Here is a 19,463-nt window from a genome sequence, read left to right as displayed (position 1 = left end):
AACTCTTAGAACAATGAAAAACAAAATTATATCAATCATCCAGGCATTAGTTCTTCTATGGGGAGTAACTAGTTGTCACAGTCCTGAAGAGTTGGGTTCTGACATTCAACGCGAAGGTATCAACAGCATCACTGCATCGTTTCCGAACGATGACAGCAGCGAAAATAGTTTCAAAGGTGAGATAGATTATACCAATCATTCAATCACATTTGTTTTCCCATACAATTATCCCAAATTGTCGGATAATGTATTGCCGACCTCTGCACTAAAACGGGTAAGATTGAGTGCCAGTTTAGCGAATAATGTCAGTGTAACTCCACCATTACTTTATATGGATCTTACCCAAGACAACTATATCACAGTGAAAGATCAGACTTCCGGGACTAGTACCGAATTCAAAGTAATAGGTGAAATCCGTAAGAGCAACGAATGTAGCATCACCAAATTCGATATTCCTGCCATAGGGCTATTGGGAGTCATTAATGAAAACGAAAAAACAATTTCATTAGTAACCATAGATAATGTAGGGGAGCAGATAGCTAACATTGATATCTCACATGGAGCAACATGCAGTCCCAACCCCGAAACAGAAGCACTAGACTATGAACAAGAACAGACCATCGTCGTCACAGCACAGAATGGCATAGATAAAGCAACATATACGGTAAAAAAAGATATTCCGCAAAAAACTGTTGCAGGTATTCGCCAAGGAAGCGGTAAGCTATTATGGTCTAAAAGACTATCTGAAATAAGCGGTATTCTGCTACCGGGTAAAGTAACCGGACTTGCAGTAGTCGACAAATATGTTGTCATCAACGAACGTGCCAATGATCGTGCCATTTACTTAAATAGCCAGACCGGAGAAATAGCAGGTTCTATGGATATCAGCCAATTTGCCGGTGACAATTCAAACTTCCATGCAACAGCAGATCGGGGAAATAATATTTTATTCTGCAGCTATACTCCATCAGGAGGTACTTTCACCGTATGGAAAGCTAATGGAGTGAATGAGAAACCACAGAAATATATTGAATATAAAACTGGCACTAATATAAGATTTGGTTGGAAGATCTCTATCCAAGGAGATTTGGATGCCAATGCCCTTATCACAACTCCGGTATTCCAAAAGGATAGTAAAGTGCAATTCGCCCGCTGGCGTGTCATAAATGGTACTTTACAATCACAAAGTCCGGAATTTGTCATTATGAGTTCCTCTCTACTGACTTCAAACTGGATTAAATGGGCGGATGTGATTTATGCTGATGACACTGACACTCAAAGTGACTATTTCTTGGCCAGCCATGTCACAGACACTTCTGCCAAACGCTATTTCTACTGGTTTAAAGGAACAGACAACAGCATAAAAGCGGCAAATACGGGTGCTCCGGGTAACACAATTATCAATGCTGTAGACTATGCCGTGTTCAACAAAGTACCTTATGTCATTTACAATCATGTAAATAGTTTCAACTATGCCGTAACTGGTTCTGATGCTGTCCGTATGTATGATCTTAGTAGCGGCTCGTTCGACAACCAAATAGTAGTATGTCCGGACAAGATATATGGAGGTCTCGAGAATTCCGGTCAAAACACCGAAGGAACCGGAGATGTCGTATTTAAAGTTGCCCAAAATGGTTATTATCTATACGTTTATCTCGTATTCTCTAATGGAGGCATCGCCTGCTACCAATATGACTGTATTGATATGTAATACAAACAACCAGTAATCAACCTTATAATATACCACTAAATATGAAATTAAAAAATTTATGGTTAATAGCAGTTGCAATACTCATATACGCTTGCAATGCAGAAGAAACGAGATCGTGGGAAGTTACTTTTGATCCAAATAAGCCCAAAGATCCAAATGAACAAAGCATTATTAATGTGGCGGCAGGCAAATTCTATAAAATGAATGTTGTAGCCAACAGTGCCTATGCTGATAAAGCCCCTCTCGATCCCTGGACATCCGGCACCAAACTGACGGATGAGGAGACCGGTACCCTCTCGACTAAAAACAGAGGAGTCGGTTGGGATGCACAAACTGTAGAAGTTATAATTGATTTGGGATCATTACGCAGTATCACAGAAGTATCAGTACATGCTATTTCCGATCCGACATCACAAATTGTATTCCCTGCTCAAATAGAAGTATCAACCAGCAAGGACAAAAGCCAATGGGAAAAAGCAGCCTCACCAATTACCTATTCCGACAGCAACGGAAAGTCGGATGCTTGGGGAAAAACAGACTTTAGTAATGTAGCATGCAGATATGTGAAAGCGACTCTCAAATCTTCAGCTTCCACCAGTACGATGATGCTCATCGACGAAATCAAGGTAATGGGAGAATTTCATAATGACATGAAGTACGTCCCCGAAAAAGGGTGTTATCATGGAGCATTCCCACCATTATACGGATTCGATCCGGAAGACCGCGAAGGAAGTACTGACCAGTGTGCCGTTGCCTTATTTGAAAAATTGGTGGGAAAGCAACTATCTATGATCTTATGGTATCAGAATATGGAACCGGGACGAAATTTCAGCGAAATGCAAACAGTACGTGAGAAATACTGGGGAAAAAACTATCAGGGCAAATACCGATTCTTCCTTTACGGATGGCTGCCCGTCATTCCCACCCAACAAATGGCAAATGGCGAACTCGACGATTTTCACAAATCATACTTCGCCGAAGTAGCTGCCCAAAAAGTACGTGACATGGGACCTATCTGGTTCAGACCAGCCAACGAAATGAATGGAAGCTGGACTCCGTATTACGGAGATCCCACAAACTATGTCAAGGCTTGGAGACGTATGTATAACATTGCAGAACAGTTGGGTGTCACTGCCTACAATGTCTTCGTATGGTCACCCAACAGTGTAAGCATGCCGGGTACGGAAGCAAACGCAATGAAAAACTATTATCCAGGAGATATGTATGTAGATTGGCTGGGAGTAAGCTGTTATCCACCATCGCTTAGTGCTACTTATCCGGAAGAAAGAAGATATCCGCTCACGCTGATGCAAGGAATCAAGCAGGTATCGGCAGACAAGCCTATCATGATTAGTGAAGGAGGATACTCCAGTACATGCGATCACCAAAGATGGGTAAGAGAATGGTTTAAGCTGAAGGATGAAGAGCCACGTGTCAAGGCCGTCGTATGGGAGAATCACGAAAATGCAGAGAATGGTGACCGCCGTCTGCAAAGTGACCCTCTGGCACTTGAACTGTACAAGGAACTCGTCCAGGATCCGTACTGGCTTGATCTGATCCCGGATGCTGTGTACAGTGAAATTGAAACAAGAAAGAATAATTCAAAATGATCAAAGACAACAAGTATTCTAGTATGAAAAGACTGACTCCATATAGCTGGCTGATTCTGATTATATTCTCCTCCTGTCTGACTGGTAATAAAGTAGCAAGTACTGATAAACAGATAGAAAGTTTATTATCACAAATGACTTTGGAAGAGAAAATTGGAATGTTGCACAGTAACACGATGTTTTCAAGTACCGGTGTTCCAAGGCTTGGCATCCCCGACCTGCACTACTCCGACGGACCTCACGGAGTAAGATTTGAGGGAGTAGCCAATGGGTGGGAATCCGCCCGATGGGATAACGACGCATGTAGCTATCTACCTGCATTAAGCGCCTTAGCATCTACTTGGAACCGTGATCTGGCACAGCTATATGGAGAAGTTCTTGGAGCTGAATGTAAAGCACGCGGTAAGCATGTGAGCCTGGCTCCGGGAGTCAACATTCACCGTTCCTTACTCAATGGACGTAATTGGGAATATTTCAGCGAGGATCCTTTCTTCTCCGGTGAACTGGCTGTTCCATATATACAAGGAGTACAGTCACAGGGAGTAGCCTCTTGTGTGAAGCATTTTGCTCTGAATAGCCAGGCATACAACCAGTACAAAGTGAGTGTAGAAGTAGACGAACGCACCTTACACGAAATTTATCTTCCGGCTTTTGAAGCTGCCATACAACGAGGTGGAGCCATGGCAGCCATGGCGGCATATAACAAGGTTCGAGGGTTGTGGTGTACGGAAAGTCCTTATCTTCTTGATACTTTACTTCGTGATGAACTAGGATTTGACGGATTAGTCGTATCAGACTGGAATGCAGTCCATAACACAGAGCGAACAGCTCTGTGTGGTATGGATGTCGAAATGGGAACAAGCATCAAAGAAAATGGGAAATATGCTTTCAATAAATATTATTTAGCCGATCCTTTATTGAAGAAAGTACGTAATGGAGAGATTCCGGAAGAAGCTGTCAACAAAAAAGTACGTAATATTCTGAAATTGATGATTCGACTTGATTTAATAGGACAAGCTCCTTATGACACCACAGGCATGGCAGCCAAACTTGCAATACCTGCCCATACTAAGGCTGCCAGAGAAATAGCGGAGGAATCATTGGTATTATTGAAGAATTCCAAAGATATGCTACCACTAGACCCTGCACAATACAAGAATGTCGCAGTGATTGGCGCAAATGCGACCGAAGTATTTGCAGCAGGAGGTGGCAGTACAAAACTTAAAGCTAAATATGAAGTTACTCCTTTGGAAGGGCTACAAAATCTTTTAGATGGAAAAGCCCGGATCGAATATGCACCCGGTTATCAATTGAGTAAAAAGGCGTATAAGGTTGGCCATTGGTTCACGAACGAATTTGATAAATCCGATGAAGAGCTATATAAGAAAGCAATCAATACAGCTGCCCAAGCAGAATTGGTAATCTATATAGGTGGAACCTCCCACGAACATGGTTCTGACTGTGAAGGGTATGACAAGCCGAATTTAAAGCTTCCCTACCAACAGGACAGATTATTAAAAGGTATCCTGGAGGTTAATCCCAACACTGTAGTGGTACTAATCTCCGGTGGCCCCGTCGAGATAGGAGAATGGTATAATGATGCTACGGCATTACTGCACGGCAGTTTTCTAGGGATGGAAGGAGGAAATGCACTAGCACGTACATTGTTTGGAGAAGTCAATCCTTCGGGAAAACTGACTACTACCTGGTGTAAGCGTCTGGAAGATATGCCTGATCACGTATTTGGAGAATATCCGGGTATAAACGACACCGTCCGTTTCAAGGAAGGGCTTATGGTCGGCTACCGCTACTTCGATACTTACCGTGTAGTCCCCCTATTTGAATTCGGTTATGGATTATCCTATACCACTTTTACTTATTCAAACATAAAGATGAAACCTGTATGGAAAGACTCAGACACAGAGTTTGCCGTATCATTCACCGTTACTAACACAGGAAAACGATATGGCCAGGAAATTGCACAGTTATATTTGCATCAAAACAAATGTTCTGTAGAACGCCCGTTTAAAGAATTAAAAGGGTTCACTAAGGTTGGCTTAAAACCGGGTGAATCCAAACAAGTCACTATCAAGTTACCGCGCCGCGCCTTACAATACTACGATACCGAAAGCAAACGCTGGAAAGACGAACCGGGTATGTTTACTGTATTAATAGGCGCATCGTCACGGGACATCAAATTACAGAAAGATTTCGAACTGAAAAAATAAAAACACATGGGAAACAATAACCTTATAAGCAGCAAAAAGACATACTACATATCAATTGCAATTCTGGCAGGGATGTTCTTTATCTTCGGATTTGTGTCGTGGGTCAATGCCATACTGATTCCATACTTCCGCATATCCTGTGAACTGACACATTTCGAATCCTATTTTGTCGCCTTTGCATTTTATATCGCCTACTTTGTAATGGCTATCCCCTCGGGAGTACTTCTCAAGAAAGTGGGATTCAAGCGAGGTATTATGTATGGTTTTATGCTTACCGCCTTAGGAGCTTTCTTATTTGTTCCGGCAGCATTAGCCCGTCAGTTCGAGATATTCCTGGCCGGTCTGTTTTCCATCGGTACCGGATTAGCCATATTGCAAACTGCTGCTAATCCTTATGTCACTATTATCGGTCCTATTGATAGTGCCGCCAGACGAATCAGTATTATGGGAATATGCAATAAATTCGCAGGTATCGTCTCACCACTCATATTTGCTGCATTGATATTAAATGTTACCGACAAGGAGCTTTTTGCCACTATAGAATCGGGGACTTTAGACATAGTCACAAAGAACGCTATGCTTGACGAATTAATACAACGCGTCATTGTGCCTTATGCTGTTCTAGGCGTTATTTTACTGTTTACCGGTATCGGTATCCGTTACTCCATTCTGCCTGAAATCAATACAGACGAAGAAAACAGCACGGAAGATACAGGTAGCCACCATCACACCAGAAAAAGTATTTTCGACTTTCCTTACCTTATCTTGGGAGCAGTGGCTATATTTCTTCATGTAGGAACACAAGTTATCGCAATCGATACAATCATCAATTATGCCAATTCGATGGGTATGGACCTGCTCGAAGCTAAAACATTTCCCTCATATACATTGGCCTGCACTATGATTGGTTACCTGCTGGGTATCCTGTTAATACCGAAATATGTTTCACAGAAAAATGCACTTATAGGTTGTACCATCATCGGATTACTCCTTTCATTCGGAGTTGTATTTGCAGATTTTGAAGTAACTCTGTTCGGTCATCATGCCAATGCCTCCATTTTCTTTCTGAATGCATTGGGTTTCCCGAATGCTTTAATCTACGCAGGTATCTGGCCACTTTCCATTCATGGACTGGGGAAATTCACCAAAACCGGTTCCTCTCTTCTTATCATGGGATTATGCGGCAATGCCATTCTGCCTCTGATATATGGTCATCTGGCAGATATGTATAGTCTGCGTTTCGGCTATTGGGTATTGATTCCCTGCTTTTTATATTTGGTTTTCTTTGCAGTTAAAGGTCATAAAATAGACTCCTGGAAATAAATTAAAAACGAAATAATATGGAAAGACTCATCATAACAAATGGAAAACTCATTCTGCCAACAGGCATAGAAATGGGCCAAATATTGATATGTGAAAATGGAAAAATTGAGCAGATTATTCCCAATGAGAGCTATCAACCGCTCGTCGGTGACAAAGTAATAGACGCCCGTCAGAATTATGTCTCACCAGGATTCATCGACATGCATATCCACGGAGGAGGAGGACATGACTTCATGGATGGCACTGTCGAGGCTTTTCTCGGAGTGGCCGAGACACATGCCAAGTATGGTACCACTGCAATGGTTCCCACCACACTTACCAGCACTAACGAGGAGTTAATGACGACGTTTACCGTATATCAGAAAGCTAAAGAAATGAATGTCAATGGTTCGCAGTTTATCGGTTTACATTTGGAAGGACCTTACTTTTCACCGAAACAATGTGGTGCGCAAGACCCGAACTTCCTGAAAAAACCGCAAGCAGAAGAATATAATGCCATTCTGGAAGCCTCAAAAGATATTATCCGTTGGAGCGTAGCTCCAGAGTTGGAGGGTGCTCTAGCACTAGGGCAAACTCTGCAACAACATCATATTCTGCCCTCCATCGCTCATACCGACGCGATTTATGAAGAAGTTGAGAAAGCCTTTACAGCAGGTTATACACATGTGACCCACCTTTATTCGGCTATGTCATCAGTGACTCGCAGAAATGCTTTCCGCTATGCCGGAGTAGTAGAAGCCGCCTACTTGATTGAAGATATGACAGTGGAGATTATTGCCGATGGCATACATCTTCCGAAACCTCTGCTCCAATTCGTATACAAGTTCAAAGGAATTGATAGAACAGCCCTCTGCACTGATGCCATGAGAGGAGCGGGTATGCCGGACGGTGAATCGATATTAGGCAGCCTCAACAACGGGCAGAAAGTCATTATCGAAGACGGAGTGGCCAAAATGCCGGATCGGACAGCTTTTGCCGGTAGTGTTGCAACAACTGACCGACTGATTCGAACCATGGTATATTTAGCCGGTGTTCCTCTTATTGACGCTGTTCGTATGATGACCCTGACGCCCGCCCGTATTCTTCATATTGACAAAGAAAAAGGTTCTTTAGAAATCGGTAAGGATGCCGACATAGTCATTTTTGATAATCAAATAAATATAAATAATACAATATTAAAAGGCCATGTTATCTATACTAAATGAAACTAAGACCAAAGTTTTTCAGCAGGAACAATTAACAGTTCGAATTTTCCCGTCCATTCAAGAGATGGGCAGTGTAGCCGCAAAAGAAGTCGGCGACCAAATTTGTCGCTTATTGGAAAGCAAACCGGAGATAAATATGATTTTCGCTGCTGCCCCCTCACAAAATGAGTTTTTGAGTCATCTGATTCATGACAAACGCATCGACTGGACCCGAATAAACGCTTTTCATATGGATGAATACATCGGTATACATCCGGAAGCCCCACAAAGTTTTGGACATTTCCTTAGAATTCGTATCTTTGACAAAGTTCCTTTCAAGAAAGTCAACTATCTGAATGGCCTGGCAGAAAACCTTGAAGAGGAATGTCAGCGATATGCAGAGTTGCTGACTAAGCATCCGGTTGACATCGTTTGTCTGGGAATTGGAGAAAATGGGCATATTGCTTTCAATGATCCGGATGTAGCAGATTTTAATGATCCCAAACTTGTGAAAGTAGTTGAACTGGCCCCAATATGTCGCCAACAGCAAGTCAATGAAAAATGCTTCAAGACACTAGACTTAGTACCCAAAGAAGCTTTAACACTCACGATACCGGCTTTGCTAAAAGCTGAATGGATGTTTTGTATCGTCCCGTTCAAAAATAAAGCTCAAGCAGTCTATCAGACTGTTTATGGTGAAGTTTCAGAAAAATGTCCGGCCAGCATATTGCGAAGAAAAGAAAATTCTTCGTTATATTTGGACCCGGAAAGTGCAGAAAGAATTAATTTATAAAGGATTATGAAAAACAGAATCTCACTTCTTATACTACTGGCTATCAGCTTCAGTATACACGCACAAAAAGTTATGCGGATCGGAATTATTGGTCTGGACACATCCCATTCCACCGCTTTCACCGAATTGATTAATAGTGGTTCGGATGAGACCTTTTCCAAAGGTTTTAGGGTAGTAGCAGCGTATCCGTACGGTTCAAAGACTATTCAATCCAGTTACGAACGAATCCCCGGATACATTGAAAAGGTCAAAGCAAATGGCGTGGAAATCACCTCATCAATAGCAGATTTACTGGAAAAAGTAGACTGTGTCCTTTTGGAAACCAATGACGGCAGACTACATTTGGAACAAGCCGTCGAGGTATTCAAATCAGGTAAGATATGCTATATTGACAAACCTGTCGGAGCTACTTTAGGAGATGCAATCGCTATTTATGAAATGGCAGAAAAATACAATGCACCTGTTTTTTCCTCTTCTGCTCTTAGATTTACTCCTCAAAACCAGAAATTAAGAAATGGAGAATTTGGCAAAATCCTTGGAGCCGATTGTTATTCTCCTCACAAAGTGGAGCCAACGCATCCGGATTTCGGTTTCTATGGCATTCATGGAGTAGAAACATTATACACAATTATGGGAACAGGATGCGAATCAGTCAACCGGATGTCTTCAGATAGAGGGGATGTAGTAGTAGGACGATGGAAAGATGGTAGAATCGGAACTTTCAGAGCGATTATAAAAGGACCGCAAATTTATGGTGGAACTGCCTATACTTCAAAAGGAGCAGTAGCCGCAGGAGGTTACCAAGGTTATAAAGCGCTTCTTGAACAGATTCTTAAATACTTTCAAACAGGAATCTCTCCTATCTCCAGAGAAGAAACAATTGAAATATTCACTTTCATGAAAGCATCCAATATGAGTAAAGAAGAGAATGGAAGAATTGTCACATTGGAAGAAGCTTACCAAAAAGGATGGAAAGACGCCCGGAAATTAATCAAAACCTATAATAAATAAGAAAATGAAATTTATATATAAAGGAATCGGGCTTATATCAATCTTATTTATAGTTTCTTCATGTTCTTTCTCCAAGAAACAGATTATGAATAAGGCGGAAGCCAATGATTCATGTAAAATAGAAGTAGTGGTTCTCGATCCCGGACATTTCCATGCCAGCCTACTTCAAAAAGAGACATTGACAGATGTCAGTGACACCATCCGGATATATGCCCCCGAAGGAATAGCCGTCAACCAATATCTGGAAAGCATTGATTCTTATAATCAGCGGGCGGAATCTCCTACGACATGGAAAAAACAAGTATATACCGGAGATGATTATCTCCAGAAAATGCTTGCCGATCATAAAGGTAATGTAGTAGTATTGGCCGGAAACAATCAGAAAAAGACGCGCTATATCATGGAGTCTATCAAAGCCGGATATCATGTCCTTGCCGATAAGCCACTGGCTATCAATCCACAGGATTTCAAGTTATTGACAGAAGCCTATCAACTCGCCAAAGAAAAGAATCTTCTTTTATACGATCTGATGACGGAACGTTATGATATCCTCAATATCATAGAAAAAGAGCTTTTGCATCAGACGGAATTATTCGGAGATTTACAAAAAGGTTCACCGGACAATCCATCTGTCATAATGGAAAGCGTGCATCATTTTTTCAAGACAGTTTCTGGCAAGCCATTAATTCGCCCGGCATGGTATTACGATGTAGAGCAACAAGGAGAAGGCATTGCAGATGTTACAACACATCTGATCGACCTCATCAACTGGCAATGTTTTCCTGATGAAACGATTCATTATCAATCGGATGTCACCGTGAATGCCGCCAAACACTGGCCAACTCCAATTACATTAGCAGAGTTCAGTCAATCGACACAAATCGATTCTTTTCCCGCTTATCTTAACCGATACATAAAAAACGATGTATTGGAGGTGATGGCAAACGGAAGTCTCAACTATACCGTTAAAGGGATTTGTATAGGAATGAAAGTCACATGGAATTATACTCCACCCACTAACGGAGGAGATACATTTACTTCCATAAAGAAAGGAAGTAAAGCCACTTTAAAAATCGTTCAGGATGAAAAAAATGGATTTGTAAAAGAGCTATATATACAGAAAGAACCGGACATTGACAATCGGACATTTGAAGCTCAATTGCAAAAAACAGTGGAACAGCTTCAAATAACTTATCCGTTCTTATCTGTCAAAAACAAAAAGAATGGAACTTATCTGATTGACATACCACAGGAAAAACGATTAGGACACGAAGAACATTTCAGCAAAGTGGCAAAGGCTTTCCTGCATTATGTACACAATCAGGATATGCCGGAATGGGAAAATGAAAATACACTAGCTAAATATTACATTACTACTACTGCTGTAGAAATGGCAAAGAAAGGAAACAAATAAACAAAACAATAGGTGTTAGAAACAAGATGCAAATATTATGAAAATGATGCCATGTTTCATGGCTTCATTCCTCATATCATGGGGACCCGATTCGATATCCTGCTCATTCATTCCGATATCGACCGATTGAATACACTTTGGGCAGATATCGCCTATGAGCTGGAGCGATTGGATAAAATATTAAATCGTTTTGATCCTCATAGTGAAGTTTCCAAGATTAATAATCATGCTTCTCAAAGCAAGATTCAAATCAGTAAAGAGATGAAATCAATCTTACAGCTTTGCTCATACTATTATGAGACCACTTCACACTTATTCGACATTACATTAAAAGATTTCTCCCAAATACAACTTCATGAACATTCATATATCTCCTTTACATCTCCTGATATTTCACTTGATTTTGGAGGTTTTGCCAAAGGATATGCTTTGAAGAAAATAAGAAAATTCATTGAACAGGAGAATATTAGTGATGCATTTGCTAATTTTGGAAACAGTTCGATCCTGGGTATAGGACATCATCCTTATGGAGATTGTTGGAAAGTCAGTTTTCTGAACCCGTACAATCAGTCTCTTCTAAAAGAATTCGATCTGCAGGATACAGCATTATCCACTTCCGGCAATACGTTACAATATACCGGACACATTATGAATCCGCTTACAGGCATATTTAATAAACAACGAAAAGCAAGTTCTATCCTGTCCCCCGACCCGTTGGAAGCCGAAATTCTTAGTACGGTCTGGATGATTGCCAATGAACAGGAACAAAAAAAGATTTCAGAAAAGTTCAATAATATACAAGCAACCCTATACAATTTATGATATGAAAGAACATAAAGAAAAAGGAGTAGACTTAGGACTCAGACAATTCATCAAAAGCCTGGGATATGTTGCCGGAGGAACCGCATTATTGGCGACCACTCCTTGGCTGACTTCCTGTACTCCGGAGAAACTACAAGAGATCAAGCATGAGAAAGCACGAATCGCTTTGATTGGTACCGGGTCCAGAGGACAATACCACATCCATAACCTCAAAGAAATACCTCATGCACAAATTGTTGCCGTATGTGATAATTATGCCCCCAATCTTCAACAAGCATTGGAACTTTGTCCGGATGCAAAGCCATATACGGATTACCGCAAACTACTGGAATCGAAGGACATCGATGGAGTCATCATATCCACACCACTAAACTGGCATGCACCTATTGTATTGGACGCATTAGCTGCCGGCAAACATGTCTTTTGCGAGAAAGCAATGGCACGTACCCTTGACGAGTGCAAGGCTATCTATGACACTTACAACCAGTCAGACAAAGTCCTCTACTTTTGTATGCAGCGAATGTATGACGAGAAGTACATCAAGGGAATGCAGATGATCCATTCCGGTCTCATCGGAGATGTAGTAGGTCTTCGCTGTCACTGGTTCCGTAATGCAGACTGGCGTCGTCCGGTTCCTTCACCAGAGCTGGAACGCAAAATTAATTGGAGATTATACAAAGAGAGCTCCGGAGGATTAATGACGGAATTAGCATGCCATCAGTTGGAAGTTTGTAACTGGGCAGCCCAAAAAATGCCGGAATCCATTATGGGAATGGGTGACATTGTATACTGGAAAGACGGACGAGAAGTTTATGATAGCGTCAATGTCACTTACAGATACTCGGATGGAGTTAAGATCGCATACGAATCATTGATTTCCAACAAGTTCAACGGAATGGAAGACCAGATTCTGGGAAGTAAAGGAACCATGGAAATGGCAAAAGGTATTTATTATCTGGAAGAAGATCATTCAACTTCGGGTATCCGGCAACTGATTGACCAGGTAAAAGACAAGGTCTTTGCCGCCATCCCGACAGCAGGTCCCAGTTGGCGACCGGAAACAAAAATGGAGTACACACCACACTTTATCATTGATGGAGATATTCACGTAAACAGTGGATTGAGTATGATCGGAGCAGACAAAGACGGTTCGGACATTATCCTGTCTTCTTTCTGCCAGTCATGTATCACCGGAGAGAAAGCACAGAATATAGTTGAAGAAGCATATTGTTCAACGGTTCTTTGTTTACTTGGAAATCAGGCCATGGAAGAACAACGCCACATATTCTTTCCTGACGAATATAAAATACCTTATATGAAATTCTAAACCATGAAAGATATTATCATCACATCCCAAAAGCTGAAACGAGAAAGAAATATCTATCTTCTAAGTTTCATACTTGCGTTTATCGTCAATGTTATTGCAATCATTGTCTATTCCCGACCATGGATCGAAGTAATTTCTCAAATCGGATATGTGATTGTCATCAGCATTTTCATTTATTTCATCCTATGGATTCCCCGGGGAATTCTTAGCGTCCTGATCCGTCTTTTCCGAAGAAAAAAATAAGAAATTTACGTTTTTTGAGGGAGAATTGGCGGAAATACTCATTCACATATCCTAATAACAACCTAATTTTGGAGAAAAATAGATACTATGACAACAAGAAGAGATTTCATCAAAAAAACAGTAGCAGGTACAGCTGCACTTTCTTTAGGAAGCATACTTCCAGGGTTTGGTTCCAGCCGATATCAAGATATTCTGGGAGCTAATGAGAAAATACGTATCGGAGTTATTGGCGTAAATTCCAGAGGCAGTGCTCTCGCGCAAGGATTTGCCAAACAACCCGATTGTGAAGTAACTTACATTTGCGATGTAGACTCAAGAGCACTTGAAAAATGCCAGGCTGTGATTCACAAACTGACCGGACGGACTCCTAAAGGAGAAAAAGACATACGCAAAATGTTAGAATCCAATGAGTTTGAGGCAGTAGTAATCGCCACTCCGGACCATTGGCATGCCAAAGCAGCCATTATGGCTATGCAAGCCGGCAAACACGTTTATCTGGAAAAACCAACTAGCCACAATCCGGCAGAAAATGAAATGTTGGTTAGAGCCACTTTAAAATACAATCGAATCGTTCAGGTTGGCAATCAACGCAGATCATTCCCGAATGTAATCAAAGCGATGGAGGAAATCAAGTCCGGCACCATCGGAAAAGTGAGATATGCCAAATCATGGTATGTCAACAACCGTCCTTCTATCGGAACAGGTAAAGTCATTCCCGTACCGGATTATCTGGACTGGGATTTGTGGCAAGGCCCTGCCCCTCGTGTACCCGATTTCAAGGATAACTTCATTCATTACAACTGGCACTGGTTCTGGAACTGGGGAACTGGAGAAGCTTTAAATAACGGTACTCACTTTGTCGACATGCTTCGCTGGGGACTAGGTGTGGATTATCCAACCAAAGTAGATTCAATCGGAGGACGTTATCGTTTTCAGGATGATTGGCAGACGCCGGATACACAGCTTATCACTTTCCAGTTTGGCGACGAAGCATCTTTCTCCTGGGAGGGACGTAGTTGCAATACGATGCCGGTAGACGGATATGGAGTCGGTACTGCATTCTATGGAGATACGGGCACTCTTTTTATTGGTGGTGGTAACGAATATAAGATAGCAGATATCAAAGGCAAAACGATCAAGGAGGTAAAGAGTGATTTGAAGTTTGAAACCGGAAATCTCCTGAATCCTTCAGAAAAGCTGGACTCTTTCCACTTCCGGAACTGGTTTGATGCTATCCGCAAAGGTACTAAGTTAAACTCCGGAATTGTAGATGCCTGTATCAGTACCCAGCTAGTACAATTGGGTAATATCGCTCAGCGCGTCGGTCATTCATTACAAATCGATCCGGGAAGCGGCCGTATTCTCAACGATTTGGAGGCTAATAAGCTCTGGGGAAGAGAGTATGAAAAAGGATGGGAAATACGAGTTTAATTCAGCTTATTCCTCTCACTTTTAATAAGTTATTTAGAGATATGGTGTTCAAATACCATATCTCTTTCTGTTATACAAGTAGCCCCCCTGCAGTCGCTACAGCCTCATTCAAAGGAACCACCCCACAAAAAGAGCAAAGAAACTCCCCAACTGTTCTTTAAAAGTGCGAAGAGCCAATTCTATATGCTTCTCAACGGTACGAATAGAAATACCGAGTTTATCAGCAATCTCTTGGTTAGTCAGGGATTTGAAACGGCTAAGACAAAACACACTCCTACGTTTAGGCGGCATCGTATCAATCACACTTTGTACTGCTTCACGCAATTCACGATAGTCTGTAGTTGGCTCATCCGTACTTGAAGATTGCTCCAATGTCATCATGTCTTCCGTTAACACAACATGGGTATTGTATTTGGCCCGAAGATAATTGAAAACCTCCCGTTTGGAAAGTACATAAATATAGTTCTTGATTGACATCGTTTCATCCAAAGCTTCACGATGTATCCAGATCTTCATAAATACATTCTGGATAATATCTTCTGCTGCCCCTGCATCCTTCAGCATACCTCTGGCAAAAGCAAAAAAGGTGGGATAATAACGATGAAAAAGGGTCTCATAGCTCCCCATATCCCCTTCTCTCAACTGCCGTAACAACAGTTGTTCTTCAGTAACAGAAGATAAATCAGTTTTATTCATCGTTTATTCCGAAAAAGATTTCTAGGCAACAAAGCTATAAATAATATAGAAGATATACCAAACCCTATTTAAAATCACATCATATTGTAATATGTAAGGGAGGAGTAAACAGGAAATAGTATGCTTCTGATGACAAAACTATGAAATTAATATGAAAAATTCAAGTCTTATTGAAAATAGTGATGATTAAAAAAAAAGTTCAAATCCGATTACGTACCCCCTCCAAGTGATGTGTTCTTCATTATAGAAACGAGTTATAAATAGCGCGCTATTAACCATTGAATCAAATTATTTAAAAAACATGAGAAATTTTCTACTTTTATTCTTGCTACTCATGCCTGTGATTGGCAGTTGCACCGATGACTATGATGACTCGGCTGCCTGGAAGGACATTGATGGAATCTACAAAGATCTCGATCAACTGAAAGAGAAGCTAAACAGTTTGCAACTACAAGCGAATGCGTTGAGCCAAATTGTGAAAGGAGGAGCAATCACCTCTGTCACAGAAGCTGCTAATGGCGGTTATGTCATTTCTTATAAAGGAAGTGACAATGTAGAGCATAGCTTCACCATCGCTACCACCGATCAAATGGTTTCCAGTCCGATTATCGGAATACAAGAAGAAGCCGGAACTTATTACTGGACTACTACCACCAAAGGACAAACAACTTTCCTGTTGGATACCAACAAACAAAAAATCCCAGTATCGGGTAGCGCTCCTCAAATACGAGTGGATGAGAATGGATATTGGGTTATCAATGGCCAGCAGATTCTCGACAGTAACCAAAAGCCGATTAAGGCCGAAGGTAAAACGGCTTCACTGATTACTAAAGTGGAAATGAACGATAACGGAACTGCCTCAATAACACTAGGCAACGGAGAAATTCTATCGGTCAGTACCTTTACGCTATTTAATGTAGAATTTAAAAATGCAGGCCAACCTGCCATTTCTCCTATTATTATAGAGGAAGGAACGAAAAGCCTTACCTTAAATTATAATATTATCGGGAAAAAGGCAGCACAAACACTGGTGCTCATCACACGTAGCGACGATGGAGTAGAAGTCAAGTTGAATAGCAGCAATAAAACACTGGCTATTACCTTTACCGATGATTTTGAAGAGGGAGTAACCATGATTATGCTCTATGATACTGAAGATAATGTATTAATCAAGCCGGTACGCTTTACTCTACCAATCGTCGAAAACGGAGGCATTGCTACTGCAACAGACTTTAAAGCATTTATAGATGCGGTCACGAATGGAGGTAGTTTACGTAAATTCAAAGACACAGAAGGAAACGTAATCCTACTGAATGATATCGATATGAAAGATATTACACTGACGAGCGGTGTAGGAAGTAAAGTTACAAGTAATACTACCAGTGCTAATACAAAAGTAGTTTATACAATCGGCGAGCAAACCTTCAACGGGGTATTTGACGGTAAAGGACATTCAATTAACAACCTAACTTGTACGTATAATCTTGAAGACGGCAATATCGCCCACGGATTATTTAATTCACTCGGCAGTTCGGGAATTATCAGAAATTTAGTGGTTTCCGGTAATGCCACCATTACAGGTAAAGCTCCGCAAGGGGCAGCTATTGGCGGATTGGTAGGCTATTGTGAAGGAAGCATACTGGCATGCACCAATAAAATAAACTTATCCTTTGAAGGAACAAACGCCGCTAATATCGGTGTTCGAATGGGAGGTTTGGCTGGTGTACTGTATGGAAATAAAATAGGCGACACAACACAAACAAATGGCTGTATAAATGAAGGCAACCTGACTTGCGGCAATATTGTCAACACGGGCTCCGGGGCCTATTCCGCTTTCAACCAAGGAGGAATTGCGGGATATATAGAAATTGATGAAGCCTATATCGGATATGCAATCAACAAAGGAAATATCAGTGCACCTTCCGGACGTGGCGGAGGAATCGTAGGAACTTTACAGGAAGGAACGATTGAAAACAGCACTAACGAAGGACTTATTCAGGATGACGTGAACGATGTATTTGCCTCAAACTCCAAACGATATAATGTGAAACGTATCGGAGGACTTGCAGGGGGAATCAACACAGATAAATACCTCAAGAATTGTATTAACAACGGAAACGTCTACTCTCAAAATGGAAGTCGTGCAGGCGGATTCGTCGGACACAACGCCGGATTTGTTCAATCATGTACAAACAACGGAATCATTCTGTCGGATGCAACCGCAGACGGAGCCAACAAACATGGACCCGGATGGGCTTGTGGCTATAGCGGTACAAAAACTGGCACAGACTATATCACAGACTGCCACATCGGAGGCAAAATCGGAGATTACAGTGTTTACAAGAACAATCCGGAAGATGCTCCGGTTGCCACTTACAGCAATGCCGTCCGCCACGGAGCTTTCTCCAAAGAAGCTAATAACTTCTCTAATCAGGATGAAGCATACTATGACTGGCAGGTGACCGAAGACCGCGAATTGGCATCGGGTATCGTATACAAACACTATTCTTTCACCAATTTCAATCAGAATATCTATGCTATCGAGATTGATATGAACAATCCGAAAGTGACGTTCGAAACAGTCATGGCAGATGAGATCTGCCCGAATCCTAATGGTAACAACAACTCTAATAATGGTAAAATTCTTCGCGAAACATTGTCAGAGACTTGTGTCAGACGAAGAGGAGAAGGAAGAAATATCGTCGTAGGTATCAATACCGGCTTTTTCAATTCTCACGACGGTTTCCCCAGAGGAATGCATATTGAAGAAGGAGAACCTGTATTCGTCAATAATCCGTATGTGCGTTCCACTTTGACCAATCATGTCTGGGGATTCACCTTCTTTGATAACCGTTCCATCAGTTTCGAAAAGAGAGACTTTACTGGTAAATTGAAAGTCGGAACCAAAGAATATGAATATTATTCAGTCAATGACACCATTGTCCGCTTGAATGGCAAGCCATCATACGATGCAAATTTATATACTTTCAGATATGTGAAAGAGCCTCATCCGGGGTTGACCAACCCAATAGGAACCAAAGCTTTGTTTATCATAGGCAAAAATAACCAACCATTGAAGGTTAATTCCGGTGATTTTGAAGCTACAATTACCCAAATCATTGACGGGCGAAGCACTACTGTAGAAGCTCCATACGTAATAGATAAAAATGAATGGGTGTTGCAAGTGACAGGTGACAAAGCCAATGAACTGGCTCAAAGTCTGAAAACAGGAGATAAAGTACAAATTAGTGCCGAACTTAAAATAGGTAGTTCTACCGATCCGATTAAAGTACATAATTCCAGCATGTATCGCTACGTATACAATGGTATATACTCCGCTCCTCCCAAGAAAGAAGATGCAGAGACAATCAACCCGACTACTAATCTTGGAATGACACAAGATAAATCGAAGGTAATTATATTCTGTGTAGACGGAAGAACAGATAACGACAGAGGACTTGATTTTTATGAAGCTTATCGTGTCTGCAAAAAGTTGGGGTTATATGATGTAATCCGTTTCGATGGAGGAGGTTCTACGGTAATGTGGACTTATGAAAATGGTATCGGAAATGTAATCAATCATGTGTCGGATGCGAATGGTGAAAGAAGCTGCATGAACTATCTGCATGTCAGAGTACTTGAATAATGAATCAAACGAATGTTAATCACT

14 protein-coding genes are annotated in these 19,463 nt (G+C 41.3%); 13 read left to right on the top strand and 1 reads right to left on the bottom strand.

Features of this window, described 5'->3' with window-relative positions:
- The first annotated feature begins 13 nt into the window (after positions 1-13).
- From HMPREF9010_RS10750 to HMPREF9010_RS10805, 12 genes are all read left to right on the top strand, one after another.
- Positions 14-1,711: a DUF5018 domain-containing protein gene (locus tag HMPREF9010_RS10750; protein ID WP_004314071.1), complete on the top strand. Its 1,698-nt coding sequence runs from the start codon at positions 14-16 to the stop codon at positions 1,709-1,711.
- A gap of 41 nt (positions 1,712-1,752) precedes the next feature.
- On the top strand, positions 1,753-3,321 hold the full coding sequence (locus HMPREF9010_RS10755; protein WP_008649462.1) for a glycoside hydrolase family 26 protein: 1,569 nt from the start codon (positions 1,753-1,755) through the stop codon (positions 3,319-3,321).
- A 23-nt stretch (positions 3,322-3,344) separates the two neighbouring features.
- A complete protein-coding gene (locus HMPREF9010_RS10760; protein WP_004299607.1) occupies positions 3,345-5,549 on the top strand; it encodes a beta-glucosidase family protein in 2,205 nt (734 codons plus the stop codon).
- 6 nt (positions 5,550-5,555) lie between these two features.
- The gene (locus tag HMPREF9010_RS10765; RefSeq protein ID WP_004299605.1) at positions 5,556-6,872 is read left to right on the top strand and encodes a sugar MFS transporter; all 1,317 of its coding nucleotides are present in this window, start codon (positions 5,556-5,558) and stop codon (positions 6,870-6,872) included.
- Positions 6,873-6,889: 17 nt separating this feature from the next.
- The gene (gene nagA, locus HMPREF9010_RS10770) at positions 6,890-8,077 is read left to right on the top strand and encodes an N-acetylglucosamine-6-phosphate deacetylase (RefSeq protein ID WP_008649460.1); all 1,188 of its coding nucleotides are present in this window, start codon (positions 6,890-6,892) and stop codon (positions 8,075-8,077) included.
- Positions 8,058-8,849, top strand: a complete 792-nt coding sequence (locus HMPREF9010_RS10775) for a glucosamine-6-phosphate deaminase (RefSeq protein WP_008649458.1) — start codon at positions 8,058-8,060, stop codon at positions 8,847-8,849. The genes nagA and HMPREF9010_RS10775 overlap by 20 nt, the downstream gene beginning before the upstream one ends.
- 6 nt (positions 8,850-8,855) lie before the next feature.
- Entirely contained in the window at positions 8,856-9,860 is a 1,005-nt protein-coding gene (locus HMPREF9010_RS10780) for a Gfo/Idh/MocA family protein (RefSeq protein WP_008649456.1), read from the top strand.
- A 4-nt stretch (positions 9,861-9,864) separates the two neighbouring features.
- Positions 9,865-11,274 (top strand): putative oxidoreductase C-terminal domain-containing protein, encoded by a 1,410-nt coding sequence (locus HMPREF9010_RS10785; RefSeq protein WP_008649448.1) that lies wholly within the window; start codon positions 9,865-9,867, stop codon positions 11,272-11,274.
- Positions 11,275-11,325: 51 nt separating this feature from the next.
- The gene (locus HMPREF9010_RS10790) at positions 11,326-12,096 is read left to right on the top strand and encodes an FAD:protein FMN transferase (protein WP_008649447.1); all 771 of its coding nucleotides are present in this window, start codon (positions 11,326-11,328) and stop codon (positions 12,094-12,096) included.
- 1 nt (position 12,097) lies between these two features.
- Complete coding sequence (locus HMPREF9010_RS10795) at positions 12,098-13,423, top strand: Gfo/Idh/MocA family protein (RefSeq protein ID WP_008649446.1); 1,326 nt, start codon at positions 12,098-12,100, stop codon at positions 13,421-13,423.
- A gap of 3 nt (positions 13,424-13,426) precedes the next feature.
- The gene (locus tag HMPREF9010_RS10800) at positions 13,427-13,666 is read left to right on the top strand and encodes a hypothetical protein (RefSeq protein ID WP_004309603.1); all 240 of its coding nucleotides are present in this window, start codon (positions 13,427-13,429) and stop codon (positions 13,664-13,666) included.
- Positions 13,667-13,753: 87 nt separating this feature from the next.
- Positions 13,754-15,097: a Gfo/Idh/MocA family oxidoreductase gene (locus tag HMPREF9010_RS10805; RefSeq protein ID WP_004309602.1), complete on the top strand. Its 1,344-nt coding sequence runs from the start codon at positions 13,754-13,756 to the stop codon at positions 15,095-15,097.
- A gap of 108 nt (positions 15,098-15,205) precedes the next feature.
- Here HMPREF9010_RS10805 and HMPREF9010_RS10810 read toward each other — a convergent pair whose 3' ends face one another.
- The gene (locus HMPREF9010_RS10810) at positions 15,206-15,793 is read right to left on the bottom strand and encodes an RNA polymerase sigma-70 factor (RefSeq protein ID WP_004309601.1); all 588 of its coding nucleotides are present in this window, start codon (positions 15,791-15,793) and stop codon (positions 15,206-15,208) included.
- 301 nt (positions 15,794-16,094) lie between these two features.
- Between HMPREF9010_RS10810 and HMPREF9010_RS10815 the strand changes: the two genes are divergently transcribed.
- Complete coding sequence (locus HMPREF9010_RS10815) at positions 16,095-19,439, top strand: PL29 family lyase N-terminal domain-containing protein (protein ID WP_008649442.1); 3,345 nt, start codon at positions 16,095-16,097, stop codon at positions 19,437-19,439.
- Positions 19,440-19,463: the final 24 nt, after the last annotated feature.

The sequence above is a fragment of the Bacteroides sp. 3_1_23 genome (assembly GCF_000162555.1).
GTDB classification, from domain to species: Bacteria; Bacteroidota; Bacteroidia; order Bacteroidales; family Bacteroidaceae; genus Bacteroides; species Bacteroides ovatus.
The sequence above is the reverse complement of the archived record's forward strand: the minus strand, read 5'-3'. Positions and strand labels throughout refer to the sequence as shown.